This is a genomic window from Ruegeria sp. BB7 (assembly GCF_056539365.1).
Window position 1 is genome coordinate 26,385 of record NZ_JBQFUV010000002.1, and the last position, 14,714, is coordinate 41,098.

At 56.3% G+C, this 14,714-nt stretch carries 12 protein-coding genes; 5 read left to right on the forward strand and 7 right to left on the reverse strand.

All coding sequences use genetic code 11. From position 1 onward, the window contains the following. The first annotated feature begins 19 nt into the window (after positions 1-19). From ACR0D7_RS05195 to ACR0D7_RS05210, 4 genes are all read left to right on the forward strand, one after another. A complete protein-coding gene (locus tag ACR0D7_RS05195; RefSeq protein WP_480678034.1) occupies positions 20-1,822 on the forward strand; it encodes a PHA/PHB synthase family protein in 1,803 nt (600 codons plus the stop codon). Between the two features lie 129 nt (positions 1,823-1,951). Further along, entirely contained in the window at positions 1,952-2,398 is a 447-nt protein-coding gene (locus ACR0D7_RS05200; RefSeq protein WP_480678035.1) for a phasin family protein, read from the forward strand. Between the two features lie 135 nt (positions 2,399-2,533). Beyond that, a complete protein-coding gene (gene phaR / locus ACR0D7_RS05205) occupies positions 2,534-3,088 on the forward strand; it encodes a polyhydroxyalkanoate synthesis repressor PhaR (protein ID WP_170382586.1) in 555 nt (184 codons plus the stop codon). Between the two features lie 8 nt (positions 3,089-3,096). Further along, positions 3,097-3,858: a trypsin-like serine peptidase gene (locus tag ACR0D7_RS05210; protein WP_480678036.1), complete on the forward strand. Its 762-nt coding sequence runs from the start codon at positions 3,097-3,099 to the stop codon at positions 3,856-3,858. On the opposite strand, the gene ACR0D7_RS05215 is transcribed toward ACR0D7_RS05210, so the two are convergent. From ACR0D7_RS05215 to ACR0D7_RS05240, 6 genes are all read right to left on the reverse strand, one after another. Beyond that, a complete protein-coding gene (locus ACR0D7_RS05215) occupies positions 3,859-5,073 on the reverse strand; it encodes a DegT/DnrJ/EryC1/StrS family aminotransferase (protein ID WP_480678037.1) in 1,215 nt (404 codons plus the stop codon). It abuts the gene before it with no gap. Between the two features lie 113 nt (positions 5,074-5,186). Then, entirely contained in the window at positions 5,187-6,491 is a 1,305-nt protein-coding gene (locus ACR0D7_RS05220; protein WP_480678038.1) for an NAD(P)/FAD-dependent oxidoreductase, read from the reverse strand. An 8-nt stretch (positions 6,492-6,499) separates the two neighbouring features. Then, positions 6,500-7,858 (reverse strand): glutamine synthetase family protein, encoded by a 1,359-nt coding sequence (locus ACR0D7_RS05225; RefSeq protein WP_480678039.1) that lies wholly within the window; start codon positions 7,856-7,858, stop codon positions 6,500-6,502. Continuing rightward, positions 7,858-8,538 (reverse strand): type 1 glutamine amidotransferase, encoded by a 681-nt coding sequence (locus tag ACR0D7_RS05230; RefSeq protein ID WP_480678040.1) that lies wholly within the window; start codon positions 8,536-8,538, stop codon positions 7,858-7,860. Before ACR0D7_RS05230 ends, ACR0D7_RS05225 begins: the two co-directional genes overlap by 1 nt. Before the next feature lie 58 nt (positions 8,539-8,596). Further along, a complete protein-coding gene (locus tag ACR0D7_RS05235; protein WP_480678041.1) occupies positions 8,597-9,916 on the reverse strand; it encodes a glutamine synthetase family protein in 1,320 nt (439 codons plus the stop codon). Positions 9,917-10,201: 285 nt separating this feature from the next. Beyond that, positions 10,202-11,359, reverse strand: coding sequence for an aromatic ring-hydroxylating oxygenase subunit alpha (locus ACR0D7_RS05240; protein WP_480678042.1), 1,158 nt, complete (start codon positions 11,357-11,359; stop codon positions 10,202-10,204). A gap of 132 nt (positions 11,360-11,491) precedes the next feature. Here ACR0D7_RS05240 and ACR0D7_RS05245 point away from each other — a divergent pair, with 132 nt between their 5' ends. Continuing rightward, positions 11,492-12,412 carry a LysR substrate-binding domain-containing protein gene (locus tag ACR0D7_RS05245; protein ID WP_480678043.1) on the forward strand — a complete coding sequence of 307 codons (921 nt, stop codon included), beginning with the start codon at positions 11,492-11,494 and terminating at the stop codon, positions 12,410-12,412. 133 nt (positions 12,413-12,545) lie between these two features. Here the strand turns inward: ACR0D7_RS05245 and ACR0D7_RS05250 are convergent, their stop codons facing one another. Then, positions 12,546-14,615 carry an oxidoreductase gene (locus tag ACR0D7_RS05250; protein ID WP_480678044.1) on the reverse strand — a complete coding sequence of 690 codons (2,070 nt, stop codon included), beginning with the start codon at positions 14,613-14,615 and terminating at the stop codon, positions 12,546-12,548. Positions 14,616-14,714 lie beyond the last annotated feature (99 nt).

Sequence of the window (14,714 nt, forward strand, 5' to 3'; positions counted from 1 at the left end):
TTAGGGGGGATTCGGTAAAATGACAACAAGTGAAGATCAAATGCTGGAAGTGACCGACGAACACATTGAACGCCTTAAGGAAAATATGGACAAGGTTGAGGCGCTTTCGAAGCGGTTGATCGAGGTTATGACCGAGAAAAAGTCGCATACCCCCGCCTTGGACGGCCCGAATCAAGAGCTTTTCGCACGGGCAGCAACTGCATATTGGTCCGAAGCGTTGCAGAATCCAGCTAAGTTGCTGGAGCAGCAGATAGAGTATTGGGGAAAGTCGGTTCTGAATTTCGCCGAAGCGCAGAAGGCCATGACTTCCAGCGACGTTGAAGAGACAGACGCCAAGCCTACGGACAAGCGATTCTCTAACCCTCTGTGGGACACGAATCCCTACTTCCGATTGATCCGTCAGCAGTACCAGACCAATTCCGAAGCCATCGCCCAAGCCGTCGCGTCAGTCGAGAACTTGGATGACAAGGACAAACGTCGGCTGAGATACTTCTCGCAGCAGATTGTCGATATGATGGCCCCCACCAATTTCCTGGCAACGAATCCAGATGCGCTGCAAAAGGCGGTTGAGACCGAGGGGCAGTCTCTGATCAAGGGGCTTGAGAACCTTGTTGCGGATCTTGAGGCAAATGACGGCGAACTGGTGGTCAAGCTGGCTGATGAGAGCGCGTTTGAGGTGGGTGGCAATCTGGCAACCACGCCGGGCGATGTGGTCTACCGCAACCGGATGATGGAACTGATTCAGTACAAACCCGCGACTGAGACGGTATATGAAACGCCCATCGTTCTATTCCCCCCTTGGATAAACAAGTTCTACATTCTCGACCTCAAGGCCCAGAACAGTCTCATCAAATGGGTTACTGAGCAGGGATATACCCTTTTTGTCGTCAGCTGGGTCAACCCGGATGAAAGCTATGCCGATTCCGGGATGGAAGATTATATTCAGGATGGTTTCCTGACCGCGATCGAAGAAGCGAAGAAGATTTGCAATGTCAAACAGGTAAACGCGATCGGCTATTGCATTGCGGGCACCACGCTGAGTTTGACACTGTCTTTGCTGAAGCAGCGTGGCGACAAGTCGGTTAAGTCTGCCACCCTGTTCACGGCGCTGACGGATTTCTCCGATCAGGGCGAGTTCACCCCTTTCCTGCAAAACGATTTCATCGATGGTGTCGAGGAAGAGGTGACCAAAGAGGGTATCTTGCGGGCGTGGATCATGGCCCGAACCATGTCATTCCTGCGGTCCCGCGACCTTATCTACGGTCCGGCCATTCGCAGCTATATGATGGGCGAGGTGCCGCCAGCCTTTGATCTGTTATATTGGAACGGTGACGGGACCAACCTTCCGGCCAAAATGGCAGTGCAATATTTGCGCGGTCTCTGCCAGCGCAACGAATTCACAGGCGACGGGTTTGAAATGATGGGGCACAAGCTGCGTGTTAGCGACGTGGATGTGCCGGTGATGGCGATCACTTGCGAGACCGACCACATCGCGGCTTGGAAAGATTGCTATCGCGGTGTGCAGAAGATGGGATCACGGTCTAAGACCTTCGTGGTTTCGGAATCTGGTCATATCGCAGGGATCATCAATCCACCCAGTAGAAAGAAATACGGTCATTATACGAACCCCGACCTGAAGGGGGACGCTGATACCTGGATGAAAGAAGCTGATTTCCACGAAGGGTCCTGGTGGCCCACGTGGGAGGCTTGGCTGAAGAAGCTGTCCGGCAAGCAGGTTCCTGCCCGCGATACCGGCGATTCGGATCATCCTCGGCTGGCATCTGCGCCAGGCACCTATGTCGTGGCCAATCCAAACGGATGATTTTGTTGGTAAATTAAATTTTTTCTGCAGCGCAGCAAAAAAAACTTGCAATGCTGCGCTGCAGAAATCATATTGTCCTCAAGCTGATGAAAGCCGGGGTGGGCCCGGTTCGGCAAAAGGATTAGGACAATGGCAAAGACTCAAGACTTTACCGCGACCCTGAAAGACATGATGGGCGCGTTCCCCGTTGACACCACCGCTCTGGAAGGTGCCTTCAAATCGACTGCAACCCTGAACGAAAAACTGTCGGGTGTTGCTCTGGAAGCAGCTGAGAAGTCGGCTGAGATCTCCAACAAATGGACCAAAGACACTCTGTCCAAGCTGAACGAGATGTCGAAAGCAAAGGCCGAGCCTGCAGACTACGCAAAAGCCGCCACCGATTTCGCAAGCGCTTCGGCTGAAGTTGCTGCTGAAAACATGGCTGCCTTCGCTGAAATCGCGAAAAAGCTGCAGTCCGAAACTGTTGAGCTGCTGATGGCTGCTGGCAAAGACGCTGCTGAAGACGCAACTGCTGCCGTTAAGAAAGCAACCAACGACGTGACAGCCGCTGCTAAGAAAGCTGCTGCTACCAAGTAAAAGAATACCGCGACACGCACCCGTTCCTCCCATCTGGTGCAATCGCGTAGGGCAGGTCTAACGACCTGCCCTTTCTTTTTGTTCTGCAGTCGCATAATCTGTGCTGCAACGCATCATACTCGGGGAGGGTAAACGGTGGCAGAACAAGATAAACCGCTGTTGATAAAACGCTATGCAAGTCGTCGGTTGTATAACACCGAGACCAGCGACTATGTCACGCTTGAAGATATTGCGGCCTTTATTCGTGATGGGCGGGAAGTTCAGATCATCGATCTGAAAACCGGGGATGACCTGACCCGGCAATATCTGCTGCAGATCATTGCTGAGCATGAAAGCCGCGGCGAAAATGTGCTGCCGGTAAATGTGCTGAACGATCTGGTACGTAGCTATATGATTCCGGGCGGTGGAATGATGCCGCAATTCCTGCAAAGCTCGTTCGAAATGCTGCGTGAAAGCCAGAATACGATGATGGAAAATATGAACGCCATAAACCCGATGTCTCAGATGCCGGGCTTTGAGGCTTTGCAAGCGCAGCAACAAGCTTTTCTCAAGGCGATGACCGGTGGTCTGTCTGGCGGCTGGTCCGGACCGGAAAAAGATGACGACGCAAAGGCCGAGCCGAAAGAAGATCTGGATGACATCAAAAAGCAACTGGCTGAGTTGCAACAAAAGCTTTCCAAGCTGAACTGACGCCCGTGGTGGCGCGTTGGCTGGTCCTGAGTGTCGCTTTGCTTTGGATGCAGCCTGCGCTGTCGCAGGGTGTTTTCTCAGAAAACTGGTCTCAGATTTGTACGCTGGGCACTAAGTCTGCTGCCGGGTGCGAAGATATTCGGACGCGTGAAATTCTTGATGCGGCCAAGCCCCCTTGGCGCGCTATTGGGCGGATCAATTTCGCCAGCCGAGATCAGAGGTCCCATTGCACTGGTGTTCTGGTTTCGGATCGTCTGGTCCTGACCGCGGCGCATTGCCTTTACAACTCAGCGCGCCAGAGTTGGATTCCGCCATCCAGCATCCGTTTTGCTGCTGGTTACCAGCGCGGAAAAGCCACGGTCGTCTCAGGTATCAACGGATTCCGGCTACCTGCTGAACAGGGTCTGGGCGGCGGGTTTGACAGCCGCGCTGATTTGGATTGGGCAGTCTTGGAATTGACCGATCCGATCGGTCAGCAGGTGGGTTTTCTTTCCCTTTCAGAGGCGGGAACGGCCGACGCCTTCGTGGCTGGGTATCCCGGTATTCGCCCTCATGTCCTAAGTCGGACACAGGCCTGCGCACCGCGAATCGCATCGGACGGTGTTCTTTTGGCGATCTGCCCTGTGATGATGGGGGATTCTGGCGCGCCACTTCTGGTCGAAACGTCTGATGGGGTGCAGGTTGCTGCAATCCTGTCTCGCGTGGCTGCAACCCCTAAGGGGATTACAGCGCTGTTTCTGTCTGTCGACCTGTTTGATCTGGGCGAATAGTCAAGTGCCGTACGCGGGGACCGGACCGGTTACTTCACCCACCGAGGCCAGCAGGATATCAGCGATCACGTCCAGTTCTTCCTTGGTCAGGCGCACTGGCAGGCGTACGTCACAGGCCTTCATCAGCATGTCGCGCGTTTGTGGAAGCTCAAACTTTTCTGGAAGGAACTGCCAGTTCCAAAAGGCGCGGGCATTGTCCTCGCTCAGGCCGAACACCTGCACCTTTACGCCGCGCGATTCAGAGGCGGCGGCAAAGGCGCGGATCTCGGCCTCGCCCATACCAACCAGATTGAACTGGATCGAGTCCGGCGCGCGACGCTCCGGCACCAGCGGGGCAGGGACGTCGATGTAATCCGACGTGTTCAGCCGTTCGGCCACATAGTCGTGGTTCGCCAGCCCGTCTTTTACACGGCGCGCCAGCTCGGGGATTTGCGGGCGGATCACGGCGGCGCTCAGGTTGCTCATACGAAGGTTGTAAAGCGGCAACTGGTTCTGCCAGCGGGCAAAGGCCTGCTCCAGTTCAGGTGAGTTGTCGCCACGGGGGCCTTTGTGCTTCTTCCAGTTATGTTCATAGGCACCGGACATGATGACAGCGCGGGCAACCAGATCGGCGTCATCGGTGATCAGGATACCGCCTTCGCCGGCATTGATCATCTTGTAGGACTGGAACGAGAAACAGCCAACTTTGCCGATGGTGCCAATGTTCTGCCCGTGCCATGTGGTGCCAAGCGAATGGGCTGCGTCCTCGATTACGGGAATGTTGCGTTCATTGCAGAGGGCCATGATAGCGTCCATGTCCGAGGTGTGACCACGCATATGGCTGATAATCACCGCCTGCACGTTCTCCAGCTTGGCAGCAAAGTCGTCCATGTCGATGCGATAATTCTCGGCCACTTCGCACAGCACTGGAATACAATCCGCATGCACGACCGACGAGGGGACCGCGGCGAAGGTAAAGCCAGGGATCAGCACCCGCGCGTCCCGCGGCAGGCCCAAAGCCTTGAGCGACAAGAACAATGCGGCTGAACAAGATGACACGGCCAGTGCGTATTTCGAACCCAAAAGCTCGGCAAATTCCGCCTCAAGCAATGCCACGGGCGCATCTTGCGGCGCGGTATAGCGAAACAGGTCGCCCGACTGCATCAGGGCGTCGATGGCTTCTTTTGCTGCTGCGGGGATGGGTTCGGCGTCATGAACGTTTGGAGGAAGCGTCATATTTGGTTTTCCCGAATTCTATCTTTGGGAAACGTAAAGCTAAACGTTTGGCAATAAAACCCCTCAATCGCGGGGTGGGCGAAATTTCACCAATCTGTCGCAATTCTAGCGGGTCAGATCCCCAGCCGGTCCCGCAGCGCAAACCATGTCATCGCCAGCACCAGCAGCGGGCTGCGCAGGGCGGGGCCGCCGGGGAAGGGCAGGGCGGGGACGCGGGCCATGGTGTCGAACCCTTCAGCCTGTCCCTGGATCGCCAAAGCCATCAATTGACCAGCATGGGTGGCTGTACCGACCCCGTGGCCGGAATAGCCCGAGGCTGACAGGATATTCGGCGCAACCCGCGCCAAATAGGGCATCCGGCGCATGGTAATGGCCAGCGTGCCGCCCCAGGCATAATCGATCTTCACATCCTGCAGATGGGGGAAAATCTCAGCCATCGGTTTGCGCACCTTGGCGGCAATATCCGACGGGAAGCGGTAACCGTAGCTTTCACCGCCACCAAACAGCAAACGGCCATCGGCGCTGAGCCGGAAATAATTGATGACGAATTTGGTATCGGCAACTGCGACGTCTAGGGTCAGCACACGGGCGGTCCCGGCCCCTAACGGCTCAGTCGCAGCGATGAAGTTGTTGATTGGCATGACCCGCGCCGCCACTTTGCGGTTCAGATCACCCAGATAGCCGTTGCAGGCCAGAATGACGTGGCTGGCACTGACTGTTCCGTCGGCCGTGTGCACTTTGACGGTTCGGCCTTCCTCTATTCCAGTGACTTCGGTGCTTTCGTGGATGCGAACCCCGGCTTTGGCTGCGGCTCGTGCCAGCCCCAAAGCGTAGTTGAGCGGGTGCAGATGCGCTGCGCCCTTATCCAGATATCCGCCCTTATAAGCGGGTGAAGGGCACAAAGCATGCCCGGCTGCCTCATCCAGACATTCGATCTGGCGATATCCATATTGGTCGGACAAATGTGCGGCGTGCTTATGTAGCTCTGCCTGTTCACTGGTGCTTAAGCCTAAGACGGCCACACCCGGCTTCAGGTCACAGTCTATCTGATGTTTCCCGATAAGGGATATGACCAGATCTTTTGCGTCCTCGGCCAAATCCCAAAGCTTGGAGGCGTCATCATTACCCACCAGACGCTCCAAATCCTCTTGATCCATGCGTTGAGCGCTGCCCAGTTGGCCGCCATTGCGACCAGAGGCACCAAATCCCACGCGATGCGCCTCGAGCAGCACAACATCCAGGCCCGCTTCTGCCAGGTGCAGGGCTGCGGATAGACCGGTATAGCCAGCCCCAACAACACAAACATCGGCTTTGGTGTCATCGGACAGAGCCGGGAACCTATCCATCGAATTGGCCGTCGCCGCGTACCAACTGGCCGGATATTCGGCTTTGTGATCATTTGAATAAAGCAGGTTCATCGCGTGCCTCAGACGTTCATCAGCAGATGCTCACGCTCCCACGGAGAGATCACCTGCAGGAACTCCTCATACTCTGCCCGTTTGACGATGCCGTAAACACGGGCAAACTCTGGTCCCAGAACCTCGTGCAGGGCAGTGGCGCCGTCGAACAGGTCCAGTGCTTCGCCCATCACTTGCGGGATATCGCCTTCGCCTTCATAGGCGTCGCCATAGAACTGGCGGCGAGGGCGTTCCTGTTGGGTCAAACCCAGATAGCCGCAAGCCAGAGACAGCGCGATACCCAGGTAGGGGTTGCAGTCCATCCCGGCGATACGGTTCTCGACCCTGCGTGCTTCGGGGCCGGACAAAGGTACACGGATGCCCGTGGTACGGTTGTCGCGTGCCCACTCCAGATTGATTGGTGCCGCGTGGTCTTTCACATAGCGACGATAAGAGTTCACATAAGGCGCCATTACGGCCAGTCCGGCGGGCAGGTGGTTCTGTAGCCCGGCGATAAAGTGATAGAACGCGTCTGTCTCGCCGCCTTGAGGCCCTGAGAAGATGTTTTTCCCGGTTTCAATATCTATGACCGAGTGGTGAATGTGCATGGCCGAGCCCGGCTCATCCTCGATTGGTTTGGCCATGAAGGTGGCGAAACAGTTGTGGCGCAAGGCGGCCTCGCGGATCAGGCGTTTGAAGTAAAACACTTCGTCCGCCAGTTTAACCGGGTTGCCGTGGCGCAGGTTAATTTCCAGCTGACCTGCGCCGCCTTCCTGTGTGATGCCGTCGATTTCGAAGCCCTGATATTCGGCGAAGTCATAGATGTCGTCTATCACCGGACCGAATTCGTCCACAGCGGTCATCGAATAGGCCTGGCGTGCAGCTGCCGGGCGGCCCGAACGGCCCATCATCGGCTTGATGCCCTGCGCCGGATCGACGTTCGGGGCGACCAAATAGAACTCCATTTCGGGTGCGACTACGGGCTTCCAACCCTTGTCGTGATACAATTGAACGACGCGTTTCAGGACGTTTCGTGGGCTGAACGGGATCGGGTTATCCTCGCGGTCATAAGCGTCGTGGATTACCTGCAACGTCCAATCGCCTGTCCATGGCGCGGCTGAGGTCGTCGAGAAATCGGGCTTGAGGATCATGTCCCGTTCGATGAAACCATCTTCGCCTGCGGCTTCTCCCCAGTCACCCGTGATGGTCTGGTAAAAGATGCTGTCAGGCAGGTGAAAATAGGATTGGCGCGCGAATTTCGACGCTGGAACCGCCTTGCCGCGGGCAATGCCGGGCAGGTCCGAGATTATACACTCGACCTCATCCAATCTCTGGTCTTCGATATAGGTGCGGGCTGCCTGCGGCAGTTGGTCTTTCCAGTCGGCCATCAGGCCCTCTCTTTCTTCAAAAAATCCGCCATAAGTTGCCCGATCTTTGGGTTGTCATCGGGGGCGGGAAGGCGATTGGCGGCAGCTTTCATTAAGGCTTCAGGCACAACGCCTTTTCCTCGTGTATCCATCAAACCCTGAATGAAGGCGTCACCATATTCAGGGTGGGCCTGCACCGTCCAAATCGTGTCGCCATACGCCACCATGGCATTTTGGCAAAACGCGTTCGATCCCAACACCCGCGCGCTGTCGGGCAGAGCAACCACCTGATCCTGATGCCAGGCATTCAGGGTCACGGTCTGGCCCTCATAGTCATAGTCGGTACGCCCGACAGCCCAACCACCGTTGAATTTCTCGACCTTGCCGCCTAGTGCCTGCGCGATGATCTGGTGGCCAAAGCAGACGCCGATCAGGGGACGGCCGCTTTTCTGAATCGTGCGGATCAAATCTTCCAGTGGCGGTATCCACGGATGATCCTCATAGGCTCCGTGGCGCGAGCCAGAAATGATCCAGCCGTCGGCCTGCAACTCGTCCTTTGGGAACTGACCGTCTACAACGGCGAAGGTTTCATATGTGAAGCCGTTGCCATCCAGTAGCTCGCGAAACATCGCGTCATATTCTTCGAATTGGTCCTGTAGAACCTCAGGTGGATGGCCGGTCAGTAGGATGCCGATTTTCATAGGTCACCAAATTTGATCAAATTTATTCTAGCCGACCAATTCCGGCCGGGCAAGAGGGTCAAACCGCTTCGAGATAGCTGAGCCAGTGCTCTTCGGGCGGGCGTTCGCCAAAGCGTCGGATTTCCTGCCGCTTGGTCATGGCGAAAAAGCGGATCAGGTCGGCGGGGAAGATACGCGCCACGTGCGGGTCGGTTTCAAACGCCGCGATGGCAGAGGCCCAGTCGCCCGCCAGTTGCGGTAGCCCGTCAATGTCGTAGGCGTTGCCCGAGATCGGGGCAGGTGGCTCGGTCTTGTCTTCGATCCCGTTCAGTGCGGCGCCCAACACAGCGGCCAGCATGAGATAGGGGTTGATATCGCCACCTGCGACGCGGTGTTCGATCCGGCGTGCGGCGGGCGCGCCTCCGGGGATTCGCAGGGCAGCGGTGCGGTTTTCATAGGCCCAGCTTGCGCCGGTGGGGGCGTGCGCGCCGGGCACGAGGCGAGTGTAGGAATTTCCGTGAGGCGCAAAAATCAGCGTGCTGCCTGGCATGGCCGCCAGACAGCCAGCCACAGCCCAGCGCAATAGATCAGTACCGTCAGGTCCCCCGTTGTCGAACACATTTTTACCTTGCTGGTCTACAACCGAGAAATGCACATGCATCCCGTTGCCAGCATCCTCGGCGTAAGGTTTGGACATGAACGTGGCCGTAAACCCGTGTTTGCGCGCAAGCCCACGTGTCAAGGTCTTGAAAAGCCACGTATCATCGGCGCAGCGCATAGCGCTCTGATGGTTTAGGTTGATCTCAAATTGGCCAATCCCGCTTTCGGATATAGCTGTTTGGGCGGGGATACCCATCGCAGCGCAGCCGTCGTAGAGGTCGGTGAAAAAGGCATCAAAAGCGTCCATTTCTGCCATGGATAGAACGGCTTCGTCCGCCAGTCGGCGCGCCGTCACCGGGTTGATCGGAGGCTGAGGTTGCGGGCCAGATGCGTCCAGCAGAGTGAATTCCAATTCGGTCGCAGAAATTACTGACCAGCCACGCTGGGCATAACGATCAAGAACGCTGGCTAGAGCATGCCGTGGGTCTCCGGCGAAGGGCACACCCGCATCGTCATGCAGGCACATCGGAACCAGCGCTGTATCAGCCGCCAGCCAGGGCATGGGAACCGGCCCGCGATCCGTGGGCAACAGCATGCCGTCCGCATCGCCCGATTCAAAGACCAAAGGACTGCCATCGATATCCGCGCCCCACAAGTCGACGTTCAACGCAGAGAACGGCATTCGCACCGTTCCTTTGGCCAGCTTGTCGGCGTAAGAGGGCGGCACGCGCTTGCCACGCATCTGACCATTCAGGTCACAGGCAGCGACGCGAAAACTGTGCAGGGCGCTCAGGTCCATTAGGGTCTCCATCTCTCGACTTGTCCGAGATGTAATAGAGACTGCGCGTCTTGTCACTAAATTTGATCAAATTATTGACGCAACGTTGAGACAGCAGATATTTTGTGCCGAGACGAGGTGTGCAGCGACGAACCGGAAGCTTTGGCAATCAGCGTGCCCCGTTGACGAAAAAGGTTCGACTGAACATTCATGTTTTCATCATGACCGCAGCCACCGGCCAAGGCTGCGGTCTAATTGAATGTTTTGACCATTGCGGCAAGCAGCAGATATTGAGCCAGTTGCGGTTTACGGCGCAGCATCTGGTCCGAAGACGCGGTTGAACCCCGCTGTTTTCTCGGCCAGATACTGTGTGAAATCGTAAATCGGTCTTTCAAGATAAGACAGGTGACCGGGTCGTGCGGTCCCTGAATTCAGACCTTTGAACACCTTCTCGGTGCAGTCGCGATCCTCGACGTTCACATCGTCCAGCAGCTTCTTCAGCGTGGCGACATACTCATCAGCCTTTGGGTCGGCCATGAACTCGGGTGAAAGACCGCCGCCGTAGATGATCGAAACCTGCCCAGTTCCTTTTGGATGCAGGGAAAGATACCAGAAATATCCCGGCGTCAGCGTGATCAGGTGGCTTGGGTAAAGCGTCAGCAGGGCTGTGGTTTTGCGCCAGTCACCCTCAAGGCGGGTGTTGTCCGGATGCGCGTTGCCCATCGGCAGCGACGCTTCTTTGGTTATCCAATGATAGTTGAAGTGTCTGAGCCCCGGCGGGCAATCCATCTCTTCCAGTTTGGAGTGCCCACCAACCGTATCTGCATGACAAACTGGCAGGTGGTAACTTTCCATGAAGTTCTCTGCCAGAACCTTCCAGTTCGTGTCCCAGACATGGGTTTCGCGGAAGCACTCCACATAGGTCTCCATGCCGTATTGCGTGATCATGCTCTCCAGTTCTGAAAGCTGCTGGCTCACAGGGGCAGTGTCCGGATTCAGGGTCACATAGATCCACCCCAACCATTCCTCGCAACGAATCTTCGGGAGCTTGTAGCTTTCTTTGCAAAACCCCGTGGTCTCTTTCATGAACGGCGCGCCACGCAGGTTACCCTCAAGATCGTAAGTCCAGGCGTGATAGGGGCAAACCAGAACGCGGGCGTTTCCTTCGTCCTCAACGATCGTGGACATGCGGTGGAGGCAGACATTTGAAAAGGCCCGCAACTCTCCTGACCTGTCCCGAAGCACGACGATGGGTTGTTCCGCTATTTCAAGCGAGATGTAATCGCCAACATTCGCCAGACGGCTGGACCGTCCGACACAGACCCAGTCCGTGCTGAAGACATGGTCCAACTCACTGCGCAGAAAATCCTGGCTTGTGTAGACAGAGGGCGGCATGGCCACCGCGTTTTCCATCGGTCGATGCGCGGCATCTAGCAATTCAGTTACAGCCTGATCCAATGACATGGGTAGCTCCTCAATCATGCGGTGACACCGACCAGCAGGCAGATTCGCCCGGTCTTGTTTGGGTATTTTTAAGTTGCGCTTAAAATGAGAAATATAAAAACTTAAAAAATGTTTTATCGAGAAAGGCAAAATATGGTTCGCTTCACTTTGCGCCAATGCACCTATTTTCGAACCGTTGCCGAGTGTGGCGGAATTGCGCAGGCCGCGCGGGTCTTGAATATCTCGCAGCCATCCGTGGCACAGGCGATACAAAAACTTGAGGACGTGACCGGTCTGATCTTGTTTGATCGCCACCATGCACGCGGTTTGACGCTGACGCTGCAGGGGCGTATTTTTCTGCGGCACGTTCTGGATCTTGAAACGCAGGCTGAGCGTGTCGAGATTCAGGCAAAGGCTCTGGTTTCGGAAACGGCTGGAGAGTTGCGTCTGGGCGCGTTCCAGACCCTTGCGCCGTTTTTTCTGCCGACCCTTATTCGCGACTACCAGCGTAGCTTTCCAAACGTCAGCGTGTTTCAAAAAGAATACGGGCTGGCGGCGCTTGGTGATGCGCTTCGAGATGGCGAAGTCGACCTCGCGCTAACATACGACAGGGGTTTGTCACTGAAAGGTACGAAGGTCGTGAAACTGACCTCGCTGCAGCCAAGAGTGATCGTTTCGTCGAACCACCCTCTGGCGCAGAAAGACAGTGTTCGGTTATCCGACCTGCAGGGTCTTCCATACGTCATGTTCGACGGACCCGGCAGTCGTGCATATTTCGAAGAACTGCTGGCTGAGGCAGCCCTCTATCCAGACATATCTTATGCCTCGAATTCGCTGGAGACAGTCCGTAGCGCCGTATCCGAAGGCTTCGGGTTTTCCTTTTTGATAATGGTGCCGAAGGCAGAGACGACGTATAGCGGCGGCACTGTCAAAACCCTGACATTGGTCGAGCAACTTCGACCTCTGAGCATTGTGCTGGCCTATCACGAAGATCGTGCGGGCAAGTTTATCAGCAGTTTTCAAACTTTTGCGCAGAAACATTTCGACAGGCTGTCCGAGGAACACATCGAGTAGACAATGGGCTGATGTCGTCATCGGAATTTACGCCCTGTATTCCAGTGAAAATCCGGAATTACTGCTCGGCAAGAGTAAAGTGTAAAAGACGGCAGAGAATCACCTCTGCCGCCATTAGCCGTCTCAGACGGGATCAATCCGCCGCCAGTTCGGTGATTTCCCGACGGAATGGCAAAGCGTCACCGATGTCTTCGCCGTCCAGCTCGCGCGCATAGCGGTGACCGGCATATGTCGCCCAAGCAATGGGGCCGGGTGCGTTGGCGTCCCCAATCAGTTTGACGGACTTGATTCCGGCGTCAGCCCATTCCGACTCTTTCGCCTTCAGAGCGTTAAACACGGCGTTGTTTTCCAACCGCGATGCAACCATCACGACCGCATCTGCTTCGATCTTCCAGGTTCGGTCAGTGTAGACGCAGTTCGATACAACATGATCGGCGTGGATTTCAGTAACACCCTGATTGAGCACAATCTCGACCCCGGCTTCAATCAATCGCGGGTGGATCGCGATCTGTTCAAGTGTGTTATTCGTCCAGTCGCTGACATAGGCTGAGGGCGTGACCAGCGTTACTTGCGCCCCGTTCTTTGCAAGCAGCTCGGCCAGAACACCGCCCATGTAATAATGGTCGTCATCATACACCACGACACGGCCAGACGGGATGGTTCCATCCATCAAGTCGTCAGGGGTATAGACCTTTGCTCCATTGGCGATCGGCATTGGAACCACGTGCTGACGGGCCACGCCATCGCGGCGCCAAGTTGAGCCTGTGGCGATGCAGACGTTTTCAAAACCGAACTCAAGAATGCTGTCGGCGTCCAGTTCGCTTTCACGATATATTTCGACATTCGGGCGCTGGCTGAGTTGGTAGTCGCGGTAATCAACGACACGGCCCCAGGCTGACAAGCCCGGCAATTGGCGCTCACGAGCCACGCGGCCACCAATCACGTCTCGTGCCTCGGCCACCGCCACATCATAGCCGCGACGGCACAGCGCCCAGGCCGCTTCCAGCCCCGCTGGTCCCGACCCTACGATTAGAACATTCGAGCTGTCGCCTTTCTCGTTCATCTTTTCGGGGTGCCAGCCTTTGCGCCATTCTTCCATGAAGGTCGGGTTCTGAGTGCAGCGGCTGATCGACATGGTCATGTCACCAGTGATGCAGATGTTGCAGCCAATGCACTCCCGAATGTCCTCGATTCGGCCTTCCTCGATCTTCTTCGGCAAGAACGGGTCAGCTATTGAGGGGCGGGCGCAGCCGATGAAGTCAAGCGTTCCGGACTTGACCATCTTGGCCATGACATCGGGCGAGGTGAACCGACCAACTCCGACGATTGGCTTGTCAGTCAACTCGTGGATGCCGCGCACCAACTGTTCCTGCGCGGCCTCTTCCTTGAATCGTGAAGGGCCCGAACAGTCCTCCCACGTACCTTGTGCCAGGTCCCAAAGATCAGGCAGGTCTTTGTTCATCTCGATATAGTCGCGCACCTCGGCGTTCGAGAAGCCCAACTCGCCGATGGATTCATCTAGGCTAACCCGCAATGTGATAGCGATTTTGTCGCCGACGGCATCGCGCATATCGGCGATGACTTCCTGGCTGAACCGGGCGCGGTTTTCCAGCGAGCCGCCATATTCGTCGCTGCGCTGGTTGGTGGCACGGCTGAGGAAATGCTGGAAGATGCCGAATCCGTGCGCGCCATAGAGACAGATCAGGTCGAACCCCGCCTCTTTCGACCGCTTCGCAGCGTTCACGAACCAACGGCGCAGGTCCTTGATATCCTGCTTGTCCAAGGCACGAGCCTGCACCGGATCGTTGGTAAAGGTCCGGATGGGTAATGCCGAGGGGGCCAACGGCACTTCTTTGGTGTAGAGGTTCGGGCCATTTATCCCGGAATAGGCCAGCTGAATCCCTGCCAGAGCGCCGTGCGTCTTCATCCTCTCTGACATCTTGCGCAACTGTGGAATGTCCTTGTCCTCCCACAGGCGCAGTTCGATGAAGGGTGTGATTTCCGACGTGTGGTGCATCTCGCACTGCTCGGTAAATATCACGCCCCATCCACCTTCGGCCTTTATACCCCGCATTGCTGCTGCTGCCGAAGGGTCACGATATCCGCCACCGTTGCAATGAGGTACTTGGTAGAACCGGTTCTTGGCGGTGTGAGGGCCGATTTTCATCGGTTCGAACAGAATGTCATAGCGTGGGTCGCGCATGGCTGGACCTCCCTTGAGTCTCTGGCAGTTTCGACCTGTTCGCGGCCGCGTGTCTGAGTGTCGGAGAGGTTTTCAGGCTAATGATACCCCTCTTTACTG

What these genes read in the sequence shown, in the direction of transcription:
- ACR0D7_RS05195 (WP_480678034.1), top strand. Translation starts at nt 20, where the DNA reads ATGACAACAAGTGAAGATCAAATGCTGGAAGTGACCGACGAACACATT.
- ACR0D7_RS05200 (WP_480678035.1), top strand. Translation starts at nt 1,952, where the DNA reads ATGGCAAAGACTCAAGACTTTACCGCGACCCTGAAAGACATGATGGGC.
- ACR0D7_RS05215 (WP_480678037.1), bottom strand. Translation starts at nt 5,073, where the DNA reads ATGACGCTTCCTCCAAACGTTCATGACGCCGAACCCATCCCCGCAGCA.
- ACR0D7_RS05220 (WP_480678038.1), bottom strand. Translation starts at nt 6,491, where the DNA reads ATGAACCTGCTTTATTCAAATGATCACAAAGCCGAATATCCGGCCAGT.
- ACR0D7_RS05225 (WP_480678039.1), bottom strand. Translation starts at nt 7,858, where the DNA reads ATGGCCGACTGGAAAGACCAACTGCCGCAGGCAGCCCGCACCTATATC.
- ACR0D7_RS05230 (WP_480678040.1), bottom strand. Translation starts at nt 8,538, where the DNA reads ATGAAAATCGGCATCCTACTGACCGGCCATCCACCTGAGGTTCTACAG.
- ACR0D7_RS05235 (WP_480678041.1), bottom strand. Translation starts at nt 9,916, where the DNA reads ATGGACCTGAGCGCCCTGCACAGTTTTCGCGTCGCTGCCTGTGACCTG.
- ACR0D7_RS05240 (WP_480678042.1), bottom strand. Translation starts at nt 11,359, where the DNA reads ATGTCATTGGATCAGGCTGTAACTGAATTGCTAGATGCCGCGCATCGA.
- ACR0D7_RS05245 (WP_480678043.1), top strand. Translation starts at nt 11,492, where the DNA reads ATGGTTCGCTTCACTTTGCGCCAATGCACCTATTTTCGAACCGTTGCC.
- ACR0D7_RS05250 (WP_480678044.1), bottom strand. Translation starts at nt 14,615, where the DNA reads ATGCGCGACCCACGCTATGACATTCTGTTCGAACCGATGAAAATCGGC.